This is a genomic window from Acidovorax sp. BoFeN1 (genome assembly GCF_003345135.1).
GTDB classification, from domain to species: Bacteria; Pseudomonadota; Gammaproteobacteria; order Burkholderiales; family Burkholderiaceae_C; genus Acidovorax; species Acidovorax defluvii.
Map to the genome: position 1 here is coordinate 69498 of NZ_QOZT01000002.1, position 20781 is coordinate 90278.

General features: G+C 59.6%; 21 protein-coding genes, 1 tRNA gene and 1 other RNA gene. 9 read left to right on the plus strand and 14 right to left on the minus strand.

Annotated elements, in window-relative coordinates:
- Nucleotides 1–149: 149 nt before the first annotated feature.
- The 6 genes from DTW89_RS00800 to DTW89_RS00825 form a co-directional block, all read right to left on the minus strand.
- Nucleotides 150–845 (minus strand): ABC transporter ATP-binding protein, encoded by a 696-nt coding sequence (locus DTW89_RS00800; protein WP_024815315.1) that lies wholly within the window; start codon nt 843–845, stop codon nt 150–152.
- Between the two features lies 1 nt (nt 846).
- Nucleotides 847–1629, minus strand: coding sequence for an ABC transporter ATP-binding protein (locus DTW89_RS00805; protein ID WP_024815316.1), 783 nt, complete (start codon nt 1627–1629; stop codon nt 847–849).
- A gap of 2 nt (nt 1630–1631) precedes the next feature.
- On the minus strand, nt 1632–2954 hold the full coding sequence (locus DTW89_RS00810; protein WP_024815317.1) for a branched-chain amino acid ABC transporter permease: 1323 nt from the start codon (nt 2952–2954) through the stop codon (nt 1632–1634).
- A 4-nt stretch (nt 2955–2958) separates the two neighbouring features.
- On the minus strand, nt 2959–3912 hold the full coding sequence (locus DTW89_RS00815; RefSeq protein WP_024815318.1) for a branched-chain amino acid ABC transporter permease: 954 nt from the start codon (nt 3910–3912) through the stop codon (nt 2959–2961).
- A gap of 72 nt (nt 3913–3984) precedes the next feature.
- Nucleotides 3985–5220, minus strand: coding sequence for a branched-chain amino acid ABC transporter substrate-binding protein (locus tag DTW89_RS00820; RefSeq protein WP_114654524.1), 1236 nt, complete (start codon nt 5218–5220; stop codon nt 3985–3987).
- 144 nt (nt 5221–5364) lie between these two features.
- Entirely contained in the window at nt 5365–7008 is a 1644-nt protein-coding gene (locus tag DTW89_RS00825) for a 3-(methylthio)propionyl-CoA ligase (RefSeq protein WP_114654525.1), read from the minus strand.
- A 426-nt stretch (nt 7009–7434) separates the two neighbouring features.
- On the opposite strand from DTW89_RS00825, the gene DTW89_RS00830 reads away from it, so the two are divergent.
- The 5 genes from DTW89_RS00830 (at nt 7435) to DTW89_RS00850 (ending at nt 11040) form a co-directional block, all read left to right on the plus strand.
- Nucleotides 7435–8916, plus strand: coding sequence for a protein adenylyltransferase SelO (locus tag DTW89_RS00830; RefSeq protein WP_114654526.1), 1482 nt, complete (start codon nt 7435–7437; stop codon nt 8914–8916).
- Nucleotides 8913–9326 (plus strand): peptide-methionine (R)-S-oxide reductase MsrB, encoded by a 414-nt coding sequence (gene msrB / locus DTW89_RS00835; protein ID WP_114654527.1) that lies wholly within the window; start codon nt 8913–8915, stop codon nt 9324–9326. The genes DTW89_RS00830 and msrB overlap by 4 nt, the downstream gene beginning before the upstream one ends.
- A 34-nt stretch (nt 9327–9360) precedes the next feature.
- Nucleotides 9361–9915: a septation protein A gene (locus tag DTW89_RS00840; RefSeq protein ID WP_114654528.1), complete on the plus strand. Its 555-nt coding sequence runs from the start codon at nt 9361–9363 to the stop codon at nt 9913–9915.
- Nucleotides 9912–10187 (plus strand): BolA family protein, encoded by a 276-nt coding sequence (locus tag DTW89_RS00845; protein ID WP_114654529.1) that lies wholly within the window; start codon nt 9912–9914, stop codon nt 10185–10187. Before DTW89_RS00840 ends, DTW89_RS00845 begins: the two co-directional genes overlap by 4 nt.
- A gap of 67 nt (nt 10188–10254) precedes the next feature.
- Entirely contained in the window at nt 10255–11040 is a 786-nt protein-coding gene (locus DTW89_RS00850) for a foldase protein PrsA (RefSeq protein ID WP_024815325.1), read from the plus strand.
- Nucleotides 11041–11152: 112 nt separating this feature from the next.
- On the opposite strand, the gene DTW89_RS00855 is transcribed toward DTW89_RS00850, so the two are convergent.
- The 3 genes from DTW89_RS00855 to infA all read right to left on the minus strand — a co-directional run bounded on the left by DTW89_RS00855 (nt 11153) and on the right by infA (nt 12482).
- Nucleotides 11153–11932 carry a DUF1624 domain-containing protein gene (locus DTW89_RS00855; RefSeq protein ID WP_114654530.1) on the minus strand — a complete coding sequence of 260 codons (780 nt, stop codon included), beginning with the start codon at nt 11930–11932 and terminating at the stop codon, nt 11153–11155.
- A 129-nt stretch (nt 11933–12061) separates the two neighbouring features.
- Nucleotides 12062–12138, minus strand: a tRNA-Pro gene (locus tag DTW89_RS00860).
- Between the two features lie 95 nt (nt 12139–12233).
- Nucleotides 12234–12482, minus strand: coding sequence for a translation initiation factor IF-1 (infA, locus tag DTW89_RS00865; RefSeq protein ID WP_024815327.1), 249 nt, complete (start codon nt 12480–12482; stop codon nt 12234–12236).
- A gap of 366 nt (nt 12483–12848) precedes the next feature.
- Between infA and asd the strand changes: the two genes are divergently transcribed.
- Entirely contained in the window at nt 12849–13694 is an 846-nt protein-coding gene (gene asd / locus DTW89_RS00870; RefSeq protein WP_111867988.1) for an archaetidylserine decarboxylase, read from the plus strand.
- 55 nt (nt 13695–13749) lie between these two features.
- On the opposite strand, the gene DTW89_RS00875 is transcribed toward asd, so the two are convergent.
- The gene (locus DTW89_RS00875) at nt 13750–13959 is read right to left on the minus strand and encodes a hypothetical protein (protein ID WP_114654531.1); all 210 of its coding nucleotides are present in this window, start codon (nt 13957–13959) and stop codon (nt 13750–13752) included.
- A 531-nt stretch (nt 13960–14490) separates the two neighbouring features.
- Here DTW89_RS00875 and DTW89_RS00880 point away from each other — a divergent pair.
- Together DTW89_RS00880 and DTW89_RS00885 are read left to right on the plus strand one after the other, a co-directional pair.
- Entirely contained in the window at nt 14491–14793 is a 303-nt protein-coding gene (locus tag DTW89_RS00880) for a type II toxin-antitoxin system HigB family toxin (protein ID WP_114654532.1), read from the plus strand.
- Between the two features lie 18 nt (nt 14794–14811).
- Nucleotides 14812–15183, plus strand: a complete 372-nt coding sequence (locus DTW89_RS00885) for a helix-turn-helix domain-containing protein (protein ID WP_114654533.1) — start codon at nt 14812–14814, stop codon at nt 15181–15183.
- Nucleotides 15184–15306: 123 nt separating this feature from the next.
- On the opposite strand, the gene ssrA is transcribed toward DTW89_RS00885, so the two are convergent.
- The 4 genes from ssrA to ompA form a co-directional block, all read right to left on the minus strand.
- Nucleotides 15307–15693: a transfer-messenger RNA gene (gene ssrA / locus DTW89_RS00890) on the minus strand.
- Between the two features lie 13 nt (nt 15694–15706).
- Nucleotides 15707–16372: an HAD family hydrolase gene (locus DTW89_RS00895; RefSeq protein ID WP_114654534.1), complete on the minus strand. Its 666-nt coding sequence runs from the start codon at nt 16370–16372 to the stop codon at nt 15707–15709.
- Nucleotides 16373–16380: 8 nt separating this feature from the next.
- The gene (gene ubiG / locus DTW89_RS00900) at nt 16381–17091 is read right to left on the minus strand and encodes a bifunctional 2-polyprenyl-6-hydroxyphenol methylase/3-demethylubiquinol 3-O-methyltransferase UbiG (RefSeq protein WP_114654546.1); all 711 of its coding nucleotides are present in this window, start codon (nt 17089–17091) and stop codon (nt 16381–16383) included.
- A 91-nt stretch (nt 17092–17182) separates the two neighbouring features.
- On the minus strand, nt 17183–17824 hold the full coding sequence (gene ompA, locus DTW89_RS00905; RefSeq protein WP_111867527.1) for an outer membrane protein OmpA: 642 nt from the start codon (nt 17822–17824) through the stop codon (nt 17183–17185).
- A gap of 225 nt (nt 17825–18049) precedes the next feature.
- Between ompA and gyrA the strand changes: the two genes are divergently transcribed.
- The gene (gene gyrA, locus DTW89_RS00910) at nt 18050–20722 is read left to right on the plus strand and encodes a DNA gyrase subunit A (RefSeq protein WP_114654535.1); all 2673 of its coding nucleotides are present in this window, start codon (nt 18050–18052) and stop codon (nt 20720–20722) included.
- The last annotated feature ends 59 nt before the right edge of the window (nt 20723–20781 follow it).

The following is a 20781-nucleotide window of genomic DNA, read 5'->3' on the forward strand; positions in this document are numbered from 1 at the left end:
CTGCCGGCATTGGCTGCACTCTTTTGTCCCGGGCGGGACAAAAGAAGGCAAGCCTTGCACACCAGGGCAAAACCAGCCACCGGAACAGGGCGCAGTGCACATCAACGGCAACCTCGTGCAAGCCACTCCCTACCCTGCCAATGCGTGCGTCAAACCTCAAGCCACTCTTTGCGAACGTAGTTGTCAGCCCGCAAGGTTTCTGGTGTGCCCTGAAAAACGATGCTCCCGTGTCCCATGACGAGCGTGCGGTCAGAAATGGTCATGGCGATGGTGAGTTTTTGCTCGATCAACAGCACCGAGATACCGCGTGCCTTGATGGTCTGCAGGTATTGCCCCACCAACTCGACGATCTTGGGAGCCAGACCCTCGGTGGGTTCATCGATGATGATGAGATCGGGGTCACCCATGAGCGTGCGGCACAGCGTCAGCATCTGTTGCTCGCCGCCCGACATCACGCCGGCTTCAGTGTGCTGGCGCTCCTTGAGGCGAGGAAACATGCCGTACATGTCGTCAAAAGACCACCGGCTGCCCTTGCCCTTGCCTTTTTGCCCGAGCAGCAGATTCTGGTGAACCGTGAGGTTGGGGAATATGTCTCGGCTTTCGGGCACATAACCAATGCCCAGGTGGGCGATCTCGTAGGCTTTCTTGCCGGTGAGCGACTGCCCCTTCCATTGCACCGAGCCTTCCCAGTCCACAAGCCCCATGATGGCCTTGGCTGTGGTGGACCGCCCCGAACCGTTGCGCCCCAGCAGGGCCACGATTTCACCGGGCTGGACATCAAAGGACACACCATGCAGCACATGGCTTTTGCCGTAGTAGGCGTGGAGGTTTTCAATGGTGAGCATGTCAGTGTCCTCCCGCCTGCGCATCGGCAACGGCGGAGCCCAGGTAGGCCTCCTGTACGCGCGCATTGGCGCGCACCTTGTCGGGGGTGTCAAAGGCGATGACCTCGCCATACACCACCACGGCGATCTTGTCGGCCAGGCCGAACACCACACCCATGTCGTGTTCCACCGTGAGCAAGGTGCGGCCTTCGGTCACTTCCTTGATGAGGTGAATGAAGCGCGTGGTTTCGCTGCGGCTCATGCCGGCCGTGGGTTCGTCCAGCAACACCACATTGGCGCCGCCGGCAATGGTGACGCCGATCTCCAGCGCGCGCTGCTCGGCATAGGTGAGGTTGACCGCCAGGGTGTCACGCTTCTTGTCGAGCTTGATCATTTCCATGAGCTGCTTGGCGCGCTCGTTGGCGTCGTCAAGGTTCGAAAGAAACCGCAAAAAGGTGTACTTGTAGCCCATGCTCCAGAGCACTCCGCAGCGCAGGTTTTCAAACACGCTCAGCTTGGGGAAGATGTTGGTAATCTGAAAGCTGCGCGACAACCCCATGCGGTTGATCTCGTAAGGCGCCTTGCCATCAATGCGCTGGCCATTGAGCAGCACTTCGCCGCTGGTGGGGCCAAAGCGCCCGCTGATCAGATTGAACAGTGTGGACTTGCCCGCGCCGTTGGGGCCGATGATGGCGACCCGTTCGCCAGGCTGCACGGCCAGGTTCACGCCACGGATGATTTCTGTCTTGCCAAAACTCTTGCGCAGATCACGCAGTTCGAGCGCACAAGGTGCGTTTGTCGCCATGTTCACAGCGCCTCCCCCCGCTTGATTTCGTGTTCGATCTCTTCCTGGATCGCCCCCCATTGCTGCACAAACTGGCGCCGACACAACTCGAACAACCCAAGCCCCGTGAGCAGCACAAACCCTGCGCCAAACCAGCTGCCCACCGAGTTGGCCTGCAAAGTGGCCCCGAGGAAATTGAGGTCAGGCCCCAAGGCGGCATTGAGCTGGAGGTGGTAGGTCATCTCCACCATGGCGGCCGCACCCAGCACGGCCACCAGTGCGGTGCCACCCAGCGCAAGATAAGAGGGCCACAGGCCGCGCAACTTGCCGAACTTCGCCAGGCGCAGGTTCATCATGATCAGGCTGGCAATGCCGCCGGGCGCATACATCACCATGAACAGGAAGACGAGCCCCAGGTACAGCAGCCAGGCCTTGGAAAGCTCAGACAGCAGCACCGACGCAAACACCAGCAGCACGGCGCCGATGATGGGCCCGAAAAAGAACGTGGCACCGCCCAGAAAGGTGAACAGCAGGTAGCCACCCGAGCGAAGCACGTTTACGCTGTCGGCCCCCGTGACGATCTCGAAATTGATCGCCGCCAGCCCGCCCCCGATGCCGGCAAAGAAGCCCGCAATGATGAACGCGAAATAGCGCACGCGCTGGGTGTTGTAGCCAATGAATTCCACGCGCTCGGGGTTGTCGCGCACGGCATTCAGAATGCGCCCCAGCGGCGTGCCTGTGAAGGCGAACATGGCAGCGGTGCAGACAAAGCAATACACCGCGATGAGGTAATACACCTCAATGGCGGGGCCGAACGTGATGCCAAAGAACGGTTTGCCATACACCCGGTCGGTAGTGATGCCACCTTCGCCGCCAAAAAACTCGGGGAACATCAGCGCCATCGAAGCCACCAGCTCACCGATGCCCAGCGTGATCATGGCAAAGGTGGTTCCCGATTTCTTGGTGGTCACGAACCCCAGCAGGATGGCAAAGAACATGCCCGCCAGGCCGCCCACCAGAGGAATCAGCACCAGAGGCACAGGCAGCGCACCCTCGCCGGCCAGGTTCATCGCGTGAATGGCAAGAAACGACCCCAGGCCGGTATACACCGCGTGACCGAAGCTCAGCATGCCCCCCTGGCCGAGCAGCATGTTGTAAGACAGGCAGATGATGATGAGATAACCGATCTGCGAGAGCATGGTCAACGCCAGGCCGCTGCGAAACAGCATGGGCGCAACGATGAGCATGACCGCAAACAGGCTCCAGATGACCAGGCGGCCCACGTTCCACGGCTTGAACCGGTGGTATTGCGTGGCCGGAGAAATAGATGATGTGGTGGTCTTCATAGCCTCAGTCTTCCCGTGTACCCAGCAGACCCTTGGGGCGGAAAATCAAAATCAGAACCAGGAACAGATACGGCAGGATGGGCGCCACTTGCGAAACCGTGAGCTTGAGCAAAGGCCAGCCAAAGGTGCTTTCAGACACCGCCACGCCCATGCCTTGCAGTGCAGATGCCACCGAGTAATCAATAGCCACGGCAAACGTCTGCACCAGGCCAATCAGCAGCGACGCCAAAAACGCACCCGCCAGCGATCCCATGCCACCCACCACCACCACCACGAAGATGATGGAACCCACGGAGCCTGCCATGGCGGGCTCGGTGACATAGGTGTTGCCGCCGATCACGCCGGCCAGCCCCGCCAGGGCCGCACCGCCGCCAAACACCAGCATGAACACACGGGGCACGTTGTGGCCCAGCGCCTCCACCATTTCGGGGTGCTTGAGCGCGGCCTGAATCACCAGACCAATGCGGGTGCGCGTCAGCAGCAGCCACACCGACACCAGCATCAGCAGGGCCACCAGCATGACGAACGATCGTGACTTGGGAAACTGCGTGCCATACAGCGTGAACAAGGGCCCCTGCAACTGCGTGGGCAACCCGTAAGGGACCGTGGACCGCCCCCACACCAGTTGCACCAGCTCCAGAATCAGGTAAGACAGCCCGAACGTCACCAGCAGCTCGGGCACATGGCCGAACTTGTGCACACGGCGCAGGCTGTAGCGTTCAAAAATGGCCCCCAGGGCGCCTACTGCGAGCGGAGCAAGCAGCAGCGCGGGCCAGAACCCCACCACGCTGGAAATGGTGTAGGCGAAATAGGCGCCCAGCATGTAAAAACTGGTGTGCGCAAAGTTGAGCACACCCATCATGCTGAAGATCAGCGTGAGGCCTGAGCTCAGCATGAACAGCAGCAGCCCGTAGCTGACGCCGTTCAGCAGAGAGATCACGAAAAACTCAAGATTCATTGAAATTCTTCATTTCTGGGTCAAAAAAAGAGGCCCGAGGGACGTCGGGCCTCCTGCGTTCAAAAAGTGGTCTCAGGAAGGACGCTTCATCTGGCACGAAGTGGGCGTACTGGCCACATAGGGCTCGTAGTACTTCACAGGAACAAACGTGTGGCCCGTGTTTTCAGAGTCGATCGTGTACTTGCCACCCGTCTTCTCCCACTTCGAGACGAAGAGGCCTTGCTGCAGCTGGTGATCGGTCTTGCGCATCTCCACCTCGCCGTTGAAGCTCTTGAACTTCATGCCTTCCAGGGTGGCCGCCACCTTCACCGGGTCGGTGGACTTGGTCTTGGCAAAGGCTTCCGTCAGCATGGAGAAGGCGTGGTACACGGCGCCGGTGTACATGTCGTCATTGAACTTCTTCTTGTAGTCCACCACGATCTGGTGCAGCGGGCCTGGCAGGTTCATGTGGGCATAAGCCACCATGTACACGCGGCCAGCAGCGGCAGCGCCCATGGCAGTCGGGCTGCCGGATACGGATCCGTAGTAGGTGTAAAAGTTGACGTTGTTCAGGCCCGCGTCGTTGGCGGCCTTGATCAGCAGCGCCAGGTCGGAGCCCCAGTTGCCGGTGATCACGCTGTCGGCGCCCGAGGCCTTGATCTTGGCGATGTAGGGCGAGAAATCGCGCACCTGTGCCAACGGGTGCAGGTCGTCGCCGACAAACTGCACGTCGGGGCGCTTGCGCTTCATGATTTCCTTGGCGAACTTGGAAACCTGGTGGCCGTGCGAGTAGTTCTGGTTGATCAGGTAGACCTTCTTGACTTCAGGAAGGTCTTTCATGTAAGTGGTCAGCGCTTCCATCTTCATGGAGGTGTCGGCATCCAGGCGGAAGTGCCAGTAGCTGCACTTGCTGTTGGTCAGGTCCGGGTCCACCGCGGCATAGTTGAGGAACAGCACTTCCTTGCCAGGGTTGCGGGCGTTGTGCTTTTCCAGCGCGTCAATGATGGCCAAAGCCGGGCCAGAGCCATTGCCCTGCACCACATAGCGGGCACCTTGGTCCATTGCGGAACGCAGGGCGCTGGTGGTTTCCTGCGGGCTCAGCTTGTTGTCGATGCCGATGATTTCAAACTTGACGCCGGCTGCATTCTTTTTGTTGAACTCTTCCGCCAGAAACTGAAAGCTCTTGAGCTGGTTCGTACCCACCGCAGCCATCAGGCCCGAGAGCGGGTCTAGCCAGGCGATTTTGACGGTTTCGCCTTTTTGGGCGAAAGCGCCACCAGCGCTTGCCAGAATAATGGATGCAGCTACTGCTTTGATAGCAAATTTCATTGTCTTGTCTCCTGTTGAATCAACCGAACGCAGCGTACCGCGTTGCCACCAACCACCGCTCAGGGATTGCCCCTAGCAGCTATCACCCATGCGACTGGCATGCCGCGGATGCAGCGCTCCCCCGAGCGCCACACCCGCCCGAAATCAAAGGCCGGGAAGCTTGTAACCCTTGAGTTGCTCGCGCAGCTTGGCCTTGAGCATCTTGCCCGTGGCCCCGATGGGAATGGCATCGACAAACACCACGTCATCAGGAATCTGCCACTTGGCGGTCTTGCCTTCGTAAAAGGCCAGCAGTTCCTCGCGGCTCACTTCGGCGCCGGGCTTGAGGGCCACCGCGACGATCGGACGCTCATCCCACTTGGGATGCGGCATGCCGACACAGGCCGCCATGGCAATGGCGGGGTGCGCCATGGCGATGTTTTCGATGTCGATGGAGCTGATCCACTCGCCGCCAGACTTGATGACGTCCTTGCTGCGGTCGGTGATCTGCATGAAGCCATCTGCGTCGATGGTTGCCACGTCACCGGTGGGAAACCAGCCACGCCCCTGCGCATCCGCGATCAGGGGGCTGCCGCCTTCGCTCTTGTAGTAATCGGCCACGATCCATGGCCCCTTCACCAGCAGGTCACCGTAGGTCTTGCCATCCCAGGGCAGCTCGGCACCGGAGCTGTCCACAATCTTCATGTCCACGCCATAGATGGCGCGCCCCTGCTTTTGCAGGATCTTCATCTGCTCATCGCGCGGCAACGCCTGATGCTTGTTTTTGAGGGTGCACAGCGTGCCCAGCGGGCTCATCTCCGTCATGCCCCAGGCGTGCAGGACCGACACGCCAAATTCATCCTGGAAGGCATGGATCATGGCGGGTGGGCATGCCGAACCACCAATCACCGTGCGGTTGAGGGTGCTGAACCTGAAACCACCTGCCTTGACGTGGTTCAGCAACATCTGCCAGACCGTGGGCACACCTGCGGCAAAGGTCACCCCTTCCGATTCGATCAACTCATACACCGACTTGCCATCCAGGGCCGGCCCCGGAAACACCAGCTTGCAGCCGGTGAGCGGTGCCGAATAGGGAATGCCCCAGGCATTGACGTGAAACATGGGCACCACAGGCAGCACGGCATCGCGCGCCGACAGGTTCATCACATCGGGCAACGCTGCGGCATAGGCGTGCAGCGTGGTCGAGCGGTGGCTGTAGAGCGCCGCCTTGGGGTTGCCGGTGGTCCCGCTGGTGTAGCACATGCTGGATGCCGAGTTTTCGTCAAACACGGGCCAAGCGTAGTCGGTGGATGCGCCGCCAATCCAGGTCTCGTAGCTCACCAGACCGGGGATTCCCGAATCGGCTGGCAGCTTGTCGGCATCGCACAGCGCCACCCATTTTTTCACCGTGGGGCAGCGTGCGTGCACCGCCTGCACCAGCGGCAGGAAGGTGATGTCAAAGCACATCACCTGGTCTTCGGCATGGTTGACGATCCAGGCGATCTGATCAGGATGCAGTCGCGGGTTGACGGTGTGCAGCACACGGCCTGATCCGCTCACACCAAAGTACATCTCCATGTGGCGGTAGCCATTCCACGCCAGCGTGGCCACGCGGTCGCTGAACTGCAGCTCCACGCCGTCCAGCACATTCGCCAGCTGCCTGGCACGGCGTGCAAGGTCACGGTAGGTGTAGCGATGAATATCCCCTTCCACCCTGCGTGAGACGATTTCTGCATCGCCGTGGTGCCGTTCGGCAAACTCGATCAGCGAAGAAATCAGCAGTGGTTGACTTTGCATCAGGCCCAGCATGTGTGCTCCTTGAATATCATGTTGATTGGAATCCTTATCCTACCGTGGCCAGTGTGCGCAAACCGGCTCAGTGCGCGGCCCTGCAACCGATCGCCCGCCGCCTAGGTGCCCGCTGCCGATTGAGATGGATGCAAGGCCTCGCGCGCCCCACGGCCTGGGCCACAGTGTGCAGCGTTGCCTTCTTCGCGCCAACACCTGTCGCGCGCCAGACAGTTGGCGGGCGGGGCCAGCGCCTCAGGCTGCTTGCCCATTTTTCAGATCGTGCTGCCTGAGTCGCTGTGTCAGACGCCAAGTCACACAATACGCAGATGAAGCCTCCCCCAAGTCACAAGGCCCATTGAAGGGCTGCGCCACCCAACGCCAAATCCGCTGCGCGGGCATGGCCCTGCAAGGGCCGGGGCATCGTGGCTGCGAGACAATGCAGCGATGAACCCGCTTGCCACCAGCACTGCCACCTCGCCTCTGGAATGGACCAGCCAGGGTGCGTTCGCCAGCCTGGGGCCCACGTTTTTCACCGCATTGGAGCCCACCCCCCTACCCCAACCGCACTGGATAGGCACCAGCACCGACGTGGCGCAACTGCTGGCGCTTGATGCAGACTGGATGGCGTCGGACGAAGCGCTGCATGCGTTCACGGGCAATGCCCGCCTGCCCGGCAGCAGCCCCCTGGCCAGCGTTTACAGCGGCCACCAGTTTGGCGTGTGGGCCGGGCAGCTGGGCGACGGGCGGGCCATCCTGCTGGGCGAAACCATGGGCGGGCTGGAGGTGCAGCTCAAAGGCAGCGGCCGAACCACCTACTCGCGCATGGGCGATGGGCGCGCCGTGCTGCGTTCGAGCATCCGAGAATTCCTGTGCAGCGAAGCCATGCACGCGCTCGGCATCCCCACCTCGCGGGCCTTGTGCTTAACAGGGTCACCGGCGCCCGTGCGCCGCGAAGAAATTGAAACCGCTGCCGTGGTGACCCGGGTGGCGCAGAGTTTTATCCGTTTCGGCCATTTCGAGCATTTCGCCGCCCGTGGCAAGGTGGACGAGCTGCGCGCGCTGGCCGACTATGTGATCGACCGGTATTACCCGGCCTGCCGCACCACCGGGCAGCCTGGTGGCAACGCCTATGCAGCGTTGCTGCAGGCCGTGAGCGAGCGCACGGCAACCCTGATGGCGCACTGGCAGGCCGTGGGGTTTTGTCATGGTGTGATGAACACCGACAACATGAGCATTCTGGGTTTGACCATCGACTACGGCCCCTTTCAGTTTCTGGATGCCTTTGCGCCCGGCCACGTCTGCAACCACAGCGACACCCAGGGCCGATATGCCTTCAACCGCCAGCCCAACGTGGCCTACTGGAATCTGCATTGCCTGGCCCAGGCCTTGATGCCGCTGATCGGCGACGAAGAGTTGGCCCGGGAGGCCCTTGCGTCGTACAAAACCGTTTTTTCCACCGACTTCATGGCCCGCATGCGCGCCAAGCTGGGCCTTGCCGGCGAGCGTGCCGACGATGCCGAATTGATCGACGGGATCTTGCTGCTGCTGGCAGAAAACGAAGTGGACTACACCATCTTTTGGCGCCGCCTGTCGCACGCCGTCGCGCAAAACCATTTTGAACTGGTGCGCGACCTGTTTGCCGACCGTGCGGGCTGGGACCAGTGGTTGCTATCATATAGTGAGCTACTTGCGCTTACAAATAAAGGGCTAGTGGCCGATTTTATGCTAAACAACAATCCCAAGTTCGTGCTGCGCAACCACCTGGGCGAGCAGGCCATCCGGGCTGCGAAACTTGGTGATTTCTCCGAATTCCAAACCCTGCAGCGCCTGCTGGAGCGTCCGTTTGACGAGCATCCCGGCCACGACGCCTGGGCAGACTTCCCGCCCGACTGGGCCTCATCCATCGAGATCAGCTGTTCATCATGAGCTACCCCATCCAGAAAACCGACGCCGAATGGCAAACGCTGCTCCAGGAAAAGGGTGCCGAGCCCGGCGCGCTGCAGGTTACGCGCCATGCGGCCACCGAGCGCCCCTTCACCGGCAAATACGAAGCCCACTGGGCAGACGGCAGCTACCACTGCATCTGCTGCGGCGCCAAGTTGTTTGATGCGGTCACCAAGTTTGATGCCGGCTGCGGCTGGCCGAGCTTTTCGCAGGCAGTGCCCGGAGCCATTGCAGACATCGTCGATCGCAGCCACGGCATGGTGCGCACCGAAACCGTGTGTGCACAATGCGGGGCGCATCTGGGCCATGTCTTCGAAGACGGCCCGGCACCGACAGGACTGCGCTACTGCATGAACTCCGCCTCACTCGACTTCACACAGAAGACCCCTTGAACCGGCCCAGGCCGTCACCCCAACCTCTGGCGACATGAAACTACTGATCGACTTCTTTCCCATCTTCCTGTTCTTCGCGGCATTCAAGATCTGGGGTATCTACATCGCCACAGCCGTGGCCATTGCCGCCACGGTGGCGCAGATCGGCTACCTGCATTTCAAGCACGGCAAGGTCGAACCCATGCAATGGCTCAGCCTCGGGGTGATCGTGCTCTTCGGTGGCGCCACGCTGCTGTCGCAAAGCGACACCTTCATCAAGTGGAAGCCCACCGTGCTCTATTGGTTGATGGGTGGCGCACTGCTGGGCGGCCAGCTGTTTTTCCGCAAAAACCTGCTCAAGTCCCTGATGGGCGCTCAGATGGACTTGCCGGAATCAGCATGGCGCACCATGAACTGGAGCTGGACGGGCTTCTTTGCCGTCATGGGCGTGCTCAACCTCTGGGTGGCCTACAACTTTGATACCGACACCTGGGTCACCTTCAAGCTTTTCGGCGGCATGGGGCTGATGTTTGTGTTTGTGCTGGCGCAAGCGCTGTATCTCAGCCGCTACATGAAGGACACCGAAGACACCAAGGGGCCACAAGCATGACCACGATTCCGCTTCCCGCCCTGGCCCAGGCCATGCAGCAGCGCCTGTCTGAAAAGCTCAACCCCACCGTGGTGGAGGTAGTAGATGAAAGTGCCGCCCACGCAGGCCATGCGGGCGCCAACGGCACGGGTTTCGGCACCCATTTCAGGGTGCGCATTGCGTCACCTTTGTTTACCGGAAGAAGCCGCGTTGCGCAGCATCGCCTTGTGTATGATGCGCTGCAAGAATTTATTGACCAGGGCGTTCACGCCATCGTCATTGAAGTTCTCTGACCCGGCCCCCATCTTTACTGTTGCCGGCCTTCGGCCTGTAATCACTTTCTCACTTTTTGGATTCCGCATGAAGAAACAGCTCCTGTCCGGCCTCGTGGCCGCTGCCGTGCTGGGCACGATGGCCCTGCCCGTATCCGCCCAGAACCTTGCCATCGTGAATGGCAAGGCCGTGCCCAAAGAGCGCGCCGAAGTTCTGCGCCAGCAGGTAGAGCGGTCCGGCCGCCCCGTCACCCCTGAAGTGGAAGGTCAGATCAAGGAAGAAGTGATCGCCCGCGAAATCTTCCTGCAGGAAGCCCAAAAGCGCGGCCTCGAAGGATCTGCCGACTACAAAACGCAAATGGAGCTGGCCCGCCAAACCATCCTGATCCGCGAACTGTTCGCCGACTACCAGAAGAACAACCCCGTGACCGACGCTGAAATCCAGGCCGAGTACGACAAGTTCGTGGCCAACAACAGCGGCAAGGAATACAAGGCCAGCCACATCCTGGTGGACAAGGAAGCGGATGCCAAAGCCATCATTGCATCCATCAAAAAGGGTGCCAAGTTTGAAGATATCGCCAAGAAGCAGTCCAAAGACCCAGGCTCTGGCGCCAAGGGCGGCGATCTGGACTGGGCCAACCCCGCCAGCTATGTGAGCGAATTCACGGAAGCCCTGATCAAGCTCAGCAAGGGCAAGATGACCGAGACCCCTGTGAAGAGCCAGTTTGGCTGGCACGTGATCCGCCTGGACGACATGCGCCAAGCCCAGTTGCCCAAGCTGGACGAGGTCAAGCCGCAAGTTGCGCAGCAACTGCAGCAGCAAAAACTGGCCAAGTTCCAGGAAGAACTGCGCGCCAAGGCCAAGGTCGAATAAAAAGTGCCTGAATGCGTTCGCACTGAACGCAGGCTCCTCAAGAAAAAACGCGGTTCAGGCCGCGTTTTTTTATGGTGAAAGCGCCTTGGTAATCAGCGCACTTAGCAGGGCCTTATCTCTTGAGCACCCAGCCCAGCACCATCAGGCCACCGATCATGACTGGCTGATGCACCATGTAGTAGCTCAGACTCCACCGCCCGAGAGATGCCAGTGGCCGCAAGAAAAACGGCACACCCAGCGGCACCCACGATACCGATCGGGACAGCATCCACTGCCCCGCAGCTAGACCCCACCAGATGATTCCCAGCCAGGGCAGCACCGGCACGTAGTCCTCTGTAAACGGCTTGCGGGACACCAGGCCAAGCCAGTTCAAAGCGCGCCCATTCAACAGTGGCGCCCACTCAGCACCCACACCCGACAGGAGCAGCTTTGCACACCACGGCAGCGCCAGTGCAACGGCTCCCGCCAGCCAAAGCCAGCGCCCCCAGCCCGCAGTGCACCGGGCCACCAGCAGCATGACCGCCATGCCATGCAGCACACCGAAATAGATAAAGCTTTGCGGAAACATCACCCACGAACTGACCGTCACCAGCACGGCGCAGCCAGCAATCTGGAGCCAGCGCCGACCAAACCGCACCCACCCCTGCCCTTGCTGTAAGGCGATGGCCTGACCGAGACCAGCACAGAAAAGAAAGAGGCTCACGATGGCGGTGCGCTGCAGAGTCCAAAAAGGATCAGCACGAAAATTCTGTGGCCAATAGCCAAAATGGCTCAGATCGAAACAAAAGTGGAAAACAGTCATCCACAGCATGGCAAAGCCCCGCAGGGCATCCACGCTGTCATAGCGAGCGTGGGGACTGGTGGCGGTGGAGAGCGGGTGATGAACGGTCATGGGTGTCGCGGCATTGCACTCGGCAGCATAGCTGCGCCGAATCGCAACATAGTGCTCTGTCTGCCAAGTTGGGTATCTGACAGGCAACAAAAAAGGACTTGCAGCGTTTGCTGCAAGTCCTTTGAACAATGGTCGGAGCGGCGGGATTCGAACTCGCGACCCTCTGCTCCCAAAGCAGATGCGCTACCAGGCTGCGCTACGCTCCGACAGCTCGTATTCTATCCCGGAATTCAGAGCTGTTTGGAGTCTGATGCATTTCTTTTTTTACATCTCTCCAGCCACTGAAGTCACCGGCAAAGAATCAACGACTCGAAGGACCAGGGCCACGACCGGCCAGATGGCGGAAAGTGATGCGGCCCTTGGTCAAATCGTAAGGCGACAGTTCCAGCGAGACCTTGTCACCCGCCAGAATGCGGATATGGTGCTTGCGCATCTTTCCACCGGTGTAGGCAATCAACTGATGGCCGTTTTCCAGGGTTACGCGAAAACGCGAGTCGGGCAAAACTTCCGTCACGGAGCCTTGCATTTCAATCAGTTCTTCTTTGGCCATGTGTATCTCTTAAAAACAAATATTCTGTGGTTGATGCGCCGGCACATCGTGCATCCACAACCGCCGTCACCGTGCCTTCTGGGGGCTCGGAGCACGGTGCTTTGCGGGCGGGGGAGTCGCTGCACCCGGGGTGCAGATCAGAAAAGAGGCCGGTGAGACGGCTTCAATGGACAGGCGAGGCGCTGTGCATGAGCCTGACAATTGTAGCGCGATGTCCCCGTCCTGCCTATGTCGCCAAGACAGACCGCCCGGCAAAGGTCAAATCCCCTCACTTGCAGCATCTGCCACAGTCGATGGGTACGCAGCACAACATGCCACGGCATGCGACCGATAGAATCAGCCGCTTTCGTCCTTGAGGGTTCGTCCGTGTCTGATCGCCTGGCAGTTTTGCCGCAATACATCATGCCCAAGCGGGCCCTCACCACCCTGGCTGGCAAATTCGCCTCTGCACATTTAGGAAGTTTGACCACGGCAGTGATACGCCGCTTTGTGGCACGTTACAACGTGAACATGGCGGAGGCTGCCAACCCCGACGTCGCCAGCTATGCGTCGTTCAACGACTTCTTCACACGCTCTTTGAAACCTGGCGTACGTCCGCTGGCATCGGCCGATCTGATCTGCCCTGTGGACGGAACCATCAGCCAATTCGGTAGCATCGATAAAGACCAGGTTTTTCAGGCCAAAGGCCACCGCTATTCCACAACAGCGCTGATCGGTGGTGATGCGCTGCTTGCAGCGCGCTTTGACCACGGCCACTTCGCCACCTTGTACCTGAGCCCACGCGATTACCACCGTATTCACATGCCCTGCGCGGGTCAGCTCACGCGCATGGTGCATGTGCCGGGTGACCTATTTTCTGTGAACCCCACCACTGCGCGTGGTGTGCCTGGCCTGTTCGCACGCAATGAGCGCGTCGTGTGCGTTTTTGAATCGGCACATGGGCCATTTGTGCTGGTGCTGGTGGGCGCCACCATCGTGGGCAGCATGGCCACCGTGTGGCATGGCCAAGTAAATCCTCCGCGCACTGGTCAGCTGCGTCAATGGGACTACGCGCCAGGTCAGGTGGCCCTGCGGCAAGGCGAAGAGATGGGTCGTTTTCTACTGGGATCTACCGTGGTGATGCTATTTCCGAAGGGGCCGCTGCAGTTCAACGCCCATTGGGCCGCGGCACGACCTATTCAACTAGGTGAATCTATGGCCCAGCGCCAATAAACCGCTGGTGCACTTCGAGCAATGTTGACGCTACTCCAACAGTGAAAGCACGCCGTCAGAAGCTATCCGGGACACGCGTGAGCGAAAACGCGGTGGGCTCGAGGGTCAACATGTCGGGATGCACGGGAGTCTCGTGGCCCACCAGATAGACGCGCATGGCATTGCGCCGGATCACAACATGGCTTACCGTCTCCCGGCTCTGCCCAAACTGAACGGACACACCCTGCTTGAAAAGGGGCATGTAGTAGTAAACCGCATCGCTCATCGTATGCGGCTCCCCCCGCTGTCTGCATGATTGGCACCGCCCTCCCAAATGGAGGGCGCTTTTGATCCTAGCACCCCCGAGGGCACTGCGCAGAACGGAAGCCCCAAAAGTAACGGTTACAGAATAAAATTTCTCAAGAAGGCAACTGAGAACTCAGCGAGAAAAACGGCAGAATACATGCTCGGAATGACGACTTCCTGAGGGCAATGCCCAAGAGACCAAAGCGCGAAACCGCGCCACCACAAAGGGGGCGGGCAAAAAAATCCCAACCGATAAGGGTTGGGATTTCACATTGTGGTGGTAAAACACGGAACCGAACCCGCGTCCGTCATCTGAACCAGATACGAAACCGGGCCCATTGTAGGCGCTCACCTGTGCGAAACGAGCCTTTCGGAAATCCGGCCGACCAACGCTTCGCCAGCTCGGGCAACCATAAACACACCCATTAATACCCATTCTTGGACGCCTTGACCACCCGCCCGGCGTGGATGCCACTTGTCCCAGTCCCATTTTGGGACTACACTTCGATCCATGCGAGTGATTGCCGTGTCTACCCTTCGGGCCTTCTGGGAGCGCTACCCCGACGCCGAGCAGCCGCTGAAGGCTTGGTACGAGGAGGCCACCAGTGCGAACTGGAGCCAGCCCGCCGATATCAAGGCGCAGTACCGCAGCGCCAGCGTGCTGAAGAACCGTCGCGTGGTCTTCAACATCAAAGGCAATGACTACCGGCTGATCGTGGCCATTGCGTACAAGTTGCAGATCGTCTACGTGAAGTTTGTCGGCACCCACAAAGAGTACGACGCAGTGGACGCCGAAACCGTTGAAATGGCCTGACCGGCCACGGAGGAAAACATGGACATCCGCCCTATCCACACCGACGAAGACTACAAGGCCACGCTCAAAGAGATTTCGGCCTTGATGGAGTCCGACCCTGATCTGGGCACGCCGGAGGGGGATCGCCTGGACATCCTGGCCACGCTGGTGCAAGCCTACGAGGCCAAGCACGTACCCATCACCGCGCCAGATCCGGTGGAGGCCATCAAATTTCGGATGGATCAGAGCGGTCTGTCCATCAAAGATCTTGAGCCGATCATTGGCAAGAGCAACCGCGTCTACGAAGTCCTGAGTCGCAAGCGCCCGCTGACGCTGGCCATGATCCGCAGACTGCACAAGAGCCTGGGCATCCCGGCCGATGTGCTTATTGCGGAGACGGCTGCGGGGTGATCAGCGAACACTGAGCTTGGTTTCTGCGGAGCGTCCTCAAGAGGCCAACGCGTGAAACCGCGCCAACACAGGGGGAACGGGCAAAAAAAATCCCAACCGGATAAGGGTTGGGATTTCATATTATGGTGGAGCTGGCGGGAATTGAACCCGCGTCCGCAAGCCTTCATCGGGCAGATCTACATGTTTAGCGGTCTGATTTAAGTCTCGCCACCTTTGTCGCGCAGTCGCACGCTACACCGGTCGCCAGCACCCTATTTTCTCACCCCAACCCAAGGTACCCGGATCAGAGCCAGCCCATGTAATTATCCTTGCAGCCGGGAGGCGCTGATTGCTCAGAACCCCCTTGCCCAGCCCATCGGCCAACTGTTGCAAGGCTCACTGGCAATTAAGCAGCGAGTGCGAAACGTTCGTCGTTTGCAGTTAGTTTTTTAAATCGAGATTTACGAGCGTGACTCAAGCTCGACATGCACCACACCGATTCCGAACCCACGTCGAAACCAGGACAGCCCCTACAAAACGTATTTTAGGCCTTCTCAAGCAATTGCAAGAGGTCAAGCGGTGAATTAATTACCGCGTGGGCGCCCCATTGCAGGGGATCAGCCCTATCCCCCAGATATCCATACGTCGCCGCTACGGTTCCCATTCCGGCAGCAAGCCCCGCGACGATATCTCGGTGATCGTCGCCCACATAAATACAGTGATCAGGATTCAACCCCAGACGCGATGCAGCTTCCAGGAGCGGGGCAGGATGCGGCTTGGCGTGAGGTGTTGAATCTCCACTCACAACCGCGCCAGCAGTAGCAAACAGCGGCATGACAAACGTGAGCGGCTCCGTAAAACGGGCCGACTTGTTGGTGACCACGCCCCACATCAGTTGCCGCCGAAGCAACTGCTCAATCAGCTGACCAACGCCATCAAAAACAGTGGTCAGATGGGTCATTCGAGTTTCGTAATTGACGAAAAACTCTTCACGCAATGCTTCGTAGTCTGGGTGCTCGGGCGTCATGCCAAAAGCCTCGCCCAGCATGCCCCTCGCCCCAGCACCAGCCATTGGGCGATAACGCTCTGCTGGCAACGAGGGCATACCCCGGTCGGTGCGCATTTTGTCTGCGGCAGCACCGAGGTCAGGTGCGCTGTCGATCAAGGTGCCATCCAAGTCAAACAATACGGCACGAACGTCAGAAAACATACAGCGCTTCAAACACCACGGCGTGTGGCAAACATGTAGTTGACACTAGTGTCATTACCCAGCCAATAGCGACGCGTGAGCGGATTGTGCTCCAGGCCGCAGGTGTGCGTGACGTCCAAACCAGCTGCGCGGCAACTGGCAGCAAGTTCACTTGGACGAATCAGTTTGGCGTATTCATGTGTACCGCGTGGCAGCATGTTCAAAATGTATTCAGCCCCCACGATGGCCAGCGCAAATGCCTTCGGGTTGCGGTTGATGGTGGAAAAAAAGACCCATCCCCCCGGTTTAACCAGCTGCGCGCAAGCCTTAACGACGGACGCGGGGTCTGGCACATGCTCAAGCATCTCCATGCATGTCACAACATCGAAACTGGCCGGCTGTTCTGCTGCCAAGGCTTCAACACTCACTTCCCGGAACTGAAGGTTGGAAGTTTGCGCCTCCAAAGCATGCAGCCGGGCTACGCGCAGTGCTTTTGTGGAGAGATCAATGCCGGTGACATTGGCCCCCTTGCGTGCCATGGAATCTGACAGAATGCCTCCGCCACAACCCACATCGAGCACCACCTTGGAAGACAGGCCTGCCAAGCCATCAATCCAGCCGAGTCGAAGCGGATTGATCTGGTGCAGCGGACGAAATTCGCTGTCAGTGTCCCACCATCGATGGGCTAGTTCAGAAAATTTAGCCAATTCGGCGGGATCAGCATTCACAGTTTCACTCATGATCACCATTTTCCATCAAGCCACGGAGAACGAACGGACAGACGTAAAAAAAGGCCCCGATCTCGGGGCCTTTTTCTGAGCAATCCGAAGATTACTTGGTAGCGCGGGTACCAACCACTTCGATTTCGACGCGGCGGTTCTTGGCGCGACCTTCCTTGGTCTTGTTGTCAGCCACAGGCTGCTTTTCACCCTTGCCTTCGGTGTACACGCGGTTCTTTTCGATGCCCTTGGAGACCAGATAGGCCTTCACGGCTTCGGAACGACGCACGGACAGCTTCTGGTTGTAGGCGTCAGAACCGACGGAGTCGGTGTGACCCACGGCAATGATGACTTCCAAGTTGATGTCCTTGACCTTGGAGGCCAGGTCATCCAGCTTGGCCTTACCTTCGGGCTTCAGCACGGACTTGTCGAAGTCAAAGAATGCGTCAGCAGCGTAGGTCACCTTGGTGGCCACGGCGGGTGCTGGAGCAGGCTTGGCAGCAGGTGCAGCAGCTGCGGGTGCAGCAGCTGGTGCAGCTGCGGGCGCAGGAGCTGCCGCAACCAGAGCGCCATCGCATCCTGGAGCAGCCGTTGCGGGCGTCCAGAAGGCATCGCGCCAGCAGTACTCATTGGTGCCGTTTTTCCAGACCAGCTCGCCGGAGCCATTCTTCCAGTTGTCAACGGTTTGTGCGCCAGCGGCGGTTGCGAGCGCTGCGGAGGCAAACAACATCGCCACTTTGTTCAGTTTCTTCATGGTTCTCCTCTTGGGGAAAAAGCCGCAGCCGCGCTGCGAATCAGGACGTCATCGGTGACCATCACCAAAAACGTTCAATCGATTGTGCCATACGTAACAGGGCAAGTGCGGGGGCTGTGCATTAGGTTCCGTAGGACAAAAGCCCAATTGCCACGATATGTTGCTAAGGCGCTACATGCTCTTGCCCCTAAAATGGCTTTCCTTTGCCGTCACCGCCGCCTCTCAATGACCCAGTTTGCCAAAGAAACCCTGCCGATCAGCCTCGAAGAGGAAATGCGGCGCAGTTATCTCGACTACGCAATGAGCGTTATCGTGGGGCGAGCTTTGCCCGATGCACGGGATGGCCTCAAACCCGTACACCGGCGCGTGCTCTTTGCCATGCACGAGCTCAACAACGACTGGAATCGACCCTACAAAAAATCGGCCCGTATCGTGGGCGACGTGATTGGTAAATACCACCCGCACGGCGACTCTGCGGTGTATGACACCATCGTTCGCATGGCCCAGGATTTCTCGCTGCGCCACATGCTGGTAGATGGCCAAGGCAACTTCGGATCGGTGGATGGTGACAGCGCTGCAGCCATGCGATATACCGAAATTCGCCTGGCGAAAATCGCGCACGAAATGCTGGGCGATATCGACAAGGAAACCGTCGATTTCGGCCCCAACTACGACGGCAGCGAGAAAGAGCCGCTGGTACTGCCCAGCAAACTGCCCAATCTGCTGGTCAATGGCTCGGCGGGTATTGCGGTGGGCATGGCCACCAATATCCCGCCGCACAACCTCAACGAAGTGGTGGATGGTTGTCTGCACATGCTGCGCAACCCTGACACCACCGTCGACGAGCTGATGGAGATCATTCCCGCTCCGGATTTCCCCACGGCGGGCATCATCTACGGCATCAATGGCGTGAAAGACGGCTACCGCACCGGTCGCGGCAAGGTGGTGATGCGTGCGCGCTGCCACTTCGAGGACATCGACCGCGGCCAGCGCCAGTCCATCATCGTTGACGAACTGCCCTACCAGGTCAACAAGAAGACGCTGCAGGAGCGCATGGCCGAGCTGGTGCATGAGAAGAAGATCGAAGGCATCAGCCACATCCAGGACGAGTCCGACAAGTCGGGGATGCGCCTGGTGATCGAACTCAAGCGCGGCGAAGTGCCCGAGGTGGTGCTCAACAACCTGTACAAGCAGACGCAGTTGCAGGACACCTTTGGCATGAACATGGTGGCGCTGATCGACGGCCAGCCGCGCCTGTGCAATCTCAAGGACCTGATCAGCGTCTTTTTGCAGCACCGCCGCGAGGTCGTCACCCGCCGCACCGTGTTCGAACTGCGCAAGGCGCGCGACCGCGGGCATGTGCTTGAAGGCCTGGCAATCGCTCTGGGGAATATCGACGACTTCATCCGCATCATCCGCGAATCGCCCACGCCGCCCGTGGCCAAGGCCGAGTTGATGACGCGCTCCTGGGACAGCAAACTGGTGCGCGAGATGCTCACGCGCACGCGCGCTGACGGCGGCGTGATCAACGCCGATTACTACCGTCCAGAAGGCCTGGAAAAGGAATTCGGCATGGGTCAAGACGGCCTGTACCGGCTGTCAGACACACAGGCCCAGGAAATTTTGCAGATGCGCCTGCAGCGCCTGACGGGCCTGGAGCAGGACAAGATCGTGGCCGAGTACAAGGAAGTCATGGCGGTCATCGAAGACCTGCTCGACATCTTGGCCAAACCCGAGCGCGTATCGGTCATCATTGGCGACGAACTCACCGCCATCAAGCAGGAATTCGGCCAGCACAAGCTGGGCGCCCGCCGCAGCGTGGTGGAATACAGCGCGCAGGACCTCTCCACCGAAGACCTGATCACCCCCACCGACATGGTGGTCACGCTCAGCCACACCGGCTACATCAAGAGCCAGCCCTTGAGCGAATACCGCGCGCAAAAGCGCGGCGGGCGCGGCAAGCAGGCCACAGCCACGAAGGAAGACGACTGGATCGACCAGCTCTTCATCGCGAACACGCACGACTACATCCTGTGCTTCTCCAACCGGGGCCGCCTGTATTGGCTCAAGGTGTGGGAAGTGCCCGCCGGCTCGCGCGGATCGCGTGGCCGCCCCATCGTGAACATGTTCCCGCTGCAAGACGGCGAAAAAATCAACGTCGTGTTGCCGCTCACTGGCGACATGCGCACTTTCCCGGCCGACCGCTATGTGTTCATGGGCACCAGCATGGGTACCGTGAAGAAAACGGCGCTGGATGAATTCAGCAACCCGCGCAAGGGCGGCATCATTGCCGTCAACTTGGATGACGGCGACTACCTGATTGGCGCCGCCCTCACTGACGGCCAGCACGATGTGATGCTGTTCAGCGATGGCGGCAAGGCCGTACGCTTCGACGAGAACGACGTGCGGCCCCTGGGCCGCCAGGCCCGCGGCGTGCGCGGCATGATGCTCGAAGACGGCCAGAGCGTGATCGCCATGCTGGTGGCCGAAGACGAAACCCAAAGCGTGCTCACGGCCACCATCAACGGCTATGGCAAGCGCACCAGCATCACCGAATACACCCGCCACGGCCGTGGCACGAAGGGGATGATTGCCATCCAGCAGAGCGAGCGCAACGGCAAGGTCGTGGCCGCCACGCTGGTGCATGCCAATGACGAGATCATGCTGATCACCGACAAGGGTGTGCTGGTGCGCACCCGGGTGAGCGAGATCCGCGAACTCGGCCGTGCCACGCAGGGGGTGACGCTGATTGCGCTGGACGAGGGCTCCAAGCTCAGCGGCCTGCAGCGCATTGTCGAAAACGACGCGAACGTGACCGATGCCGAAGCCGATGGAGAAGTCGGCCCGGACGGTGGCGCCCCTGCTGCGCCCGAAACTCCTGATTCGCCAGACGCTTGACCTCCGTAGCGCACGATTCGTCGTGCACTAAACGCTATTAAAATAATAGCTTTTAGCGC

Bases quoted from the DNA above. Each gene is read 5' to 3' on its own strand.
- DTW89_RS00800 (WP_024815315.1), bottom strand. From the start codon at position 845: ATGCTCACCATTGAAAACCTCCACGCCTACTACGGCAAAAGCCATGTG.
- DTW89_RS00805 (WP_024815316.1), bottom strand. From the start codon at position 1,629: ATGGCGACAAACGCACCTTGTGCGCTCGAACTGCGTGATCTGCGCAAG.
- DTW89_RS00810 (WP_024815317.1), bottom strand. From the start codon at position 2,954: ATGAAGACCACCACATCATCTATTTCTCCGGCCACGCAATACCACCGG.
- DTW89_RS00815 (WP_024815318.1), bottom strand. From the start codon at position 3,912: ATGAATCTTGAGTTTTTCGTGATCTCTCTGCTGAACGGCGTCAGCTAC.
- DTW89_RS00820 (WP_114654524.1), bottom strand. From the start codon at position 5,220: ATGAAATTTGCTATCAAAGCAGTAGCTGCATCCATTATTCTGGCAAGC.
- DTW89_RS00825 (WP_114654525.1), bottom strand. From the start codon at position 7,008: ATGCTGGGCCTGATGCAAAGTCAACCACTGCTGATTTCTTCGCTGATC.
- DTW89_RS00830 (WP_114654526.1), top strand. From the start codon at position 7,435: ATGAACCCGCTTGCCACCAGCACTGCCACCTCGCCTCTGGAATGGACC.
- msrB (WP_114654527.1), top strand. From the start codon at position 8,913: ATGAGCTACCCCATCCAGAAAACCGACGCCGAATGGCAAACGCTGCTC.
- DTW89_RS00840 (WP_114654528.1), top strand. From the start codon at position 9,361: ATGAAACTACTGATCGACTTCTTTCCCATCTTCCTGTTCTTCGCGGCA.
- DTW89_RS00845 (WP_114654529.1), top strand. From the start codon at position 9,912: ATGACCACGATTCCGCTTCCCGCCCTGGCCCAGGCCATGCAGCAGCGC.
- DTW89_RS00850 (WP_024815325.1), top strand. From the start codon at position 10,255: ATGAAGAAACAGCTCCTGTCCGGCCTCGTGGCCGCTGCCGTGCTGGGC.
- DTW89_RS00855 (WP_114654530.1), bottom strand. From the start codon at position 11,932: ATGACCGTTCATCACCCGCTCTCCACCGCCACCAGTCCCCACGCTCGC.
- infA (WP_024815327.1), bottom strand. From the start codon at position 12,482: ATGGCCAAAGAAGAACTGATTGAAATGCAAGGCTCCGTGACGGAAGTT.
- DTW89_RS00875 (WP_114654531.1), bottom strand. From the start codon at position 13,959: ATGAGCGATGCGGTTTACTACTACATGCCCCTTTTCAAGCAGGGTGTG.
- DTW89_RS00880 (WP_114654532.1), top strand. From the start codon at position 14,491: ATGCGAGTGATTGCCGTGTCTACCCTTCGGGCCTTCTGGGAGCGCTAC.
- DTW89_RS00885 (WP_114654533.1), top strand. From the start codon at position 14,812: ATGGACATCCGCCCTATCCACACCGACGAAGACTACAAGGCCACGCTC.
- DTW89_RS00895 (WP_114654534.1), bottom strand. From the start codon at position 16,372: ATGTTTTCTGACGTTCGTGCCGTATTGTTTGACTTGGATGGCACCTTG.
- ubiG (WP_114654546.1), bottom strand. From the start codon at position 17,091: ATGAGTGAAACTGTGAATGCTGATCCCGCCGAATTGGCTAAATTTTCT.
- ompA (WP_111867527.1), bottom strand. From the start codon at position 17,824: ATGAAGAAACTGAACAAAGTGGCGATGTTGTTTGCCTCCGCAGCGCTC.
- gyrA (WP_114654535.1), top strand. From the start codon at position 18,050: ATGACCCAGTTTGCCAAAGAAACCCTGCCGATCAGCCTCGAAGAGGAA.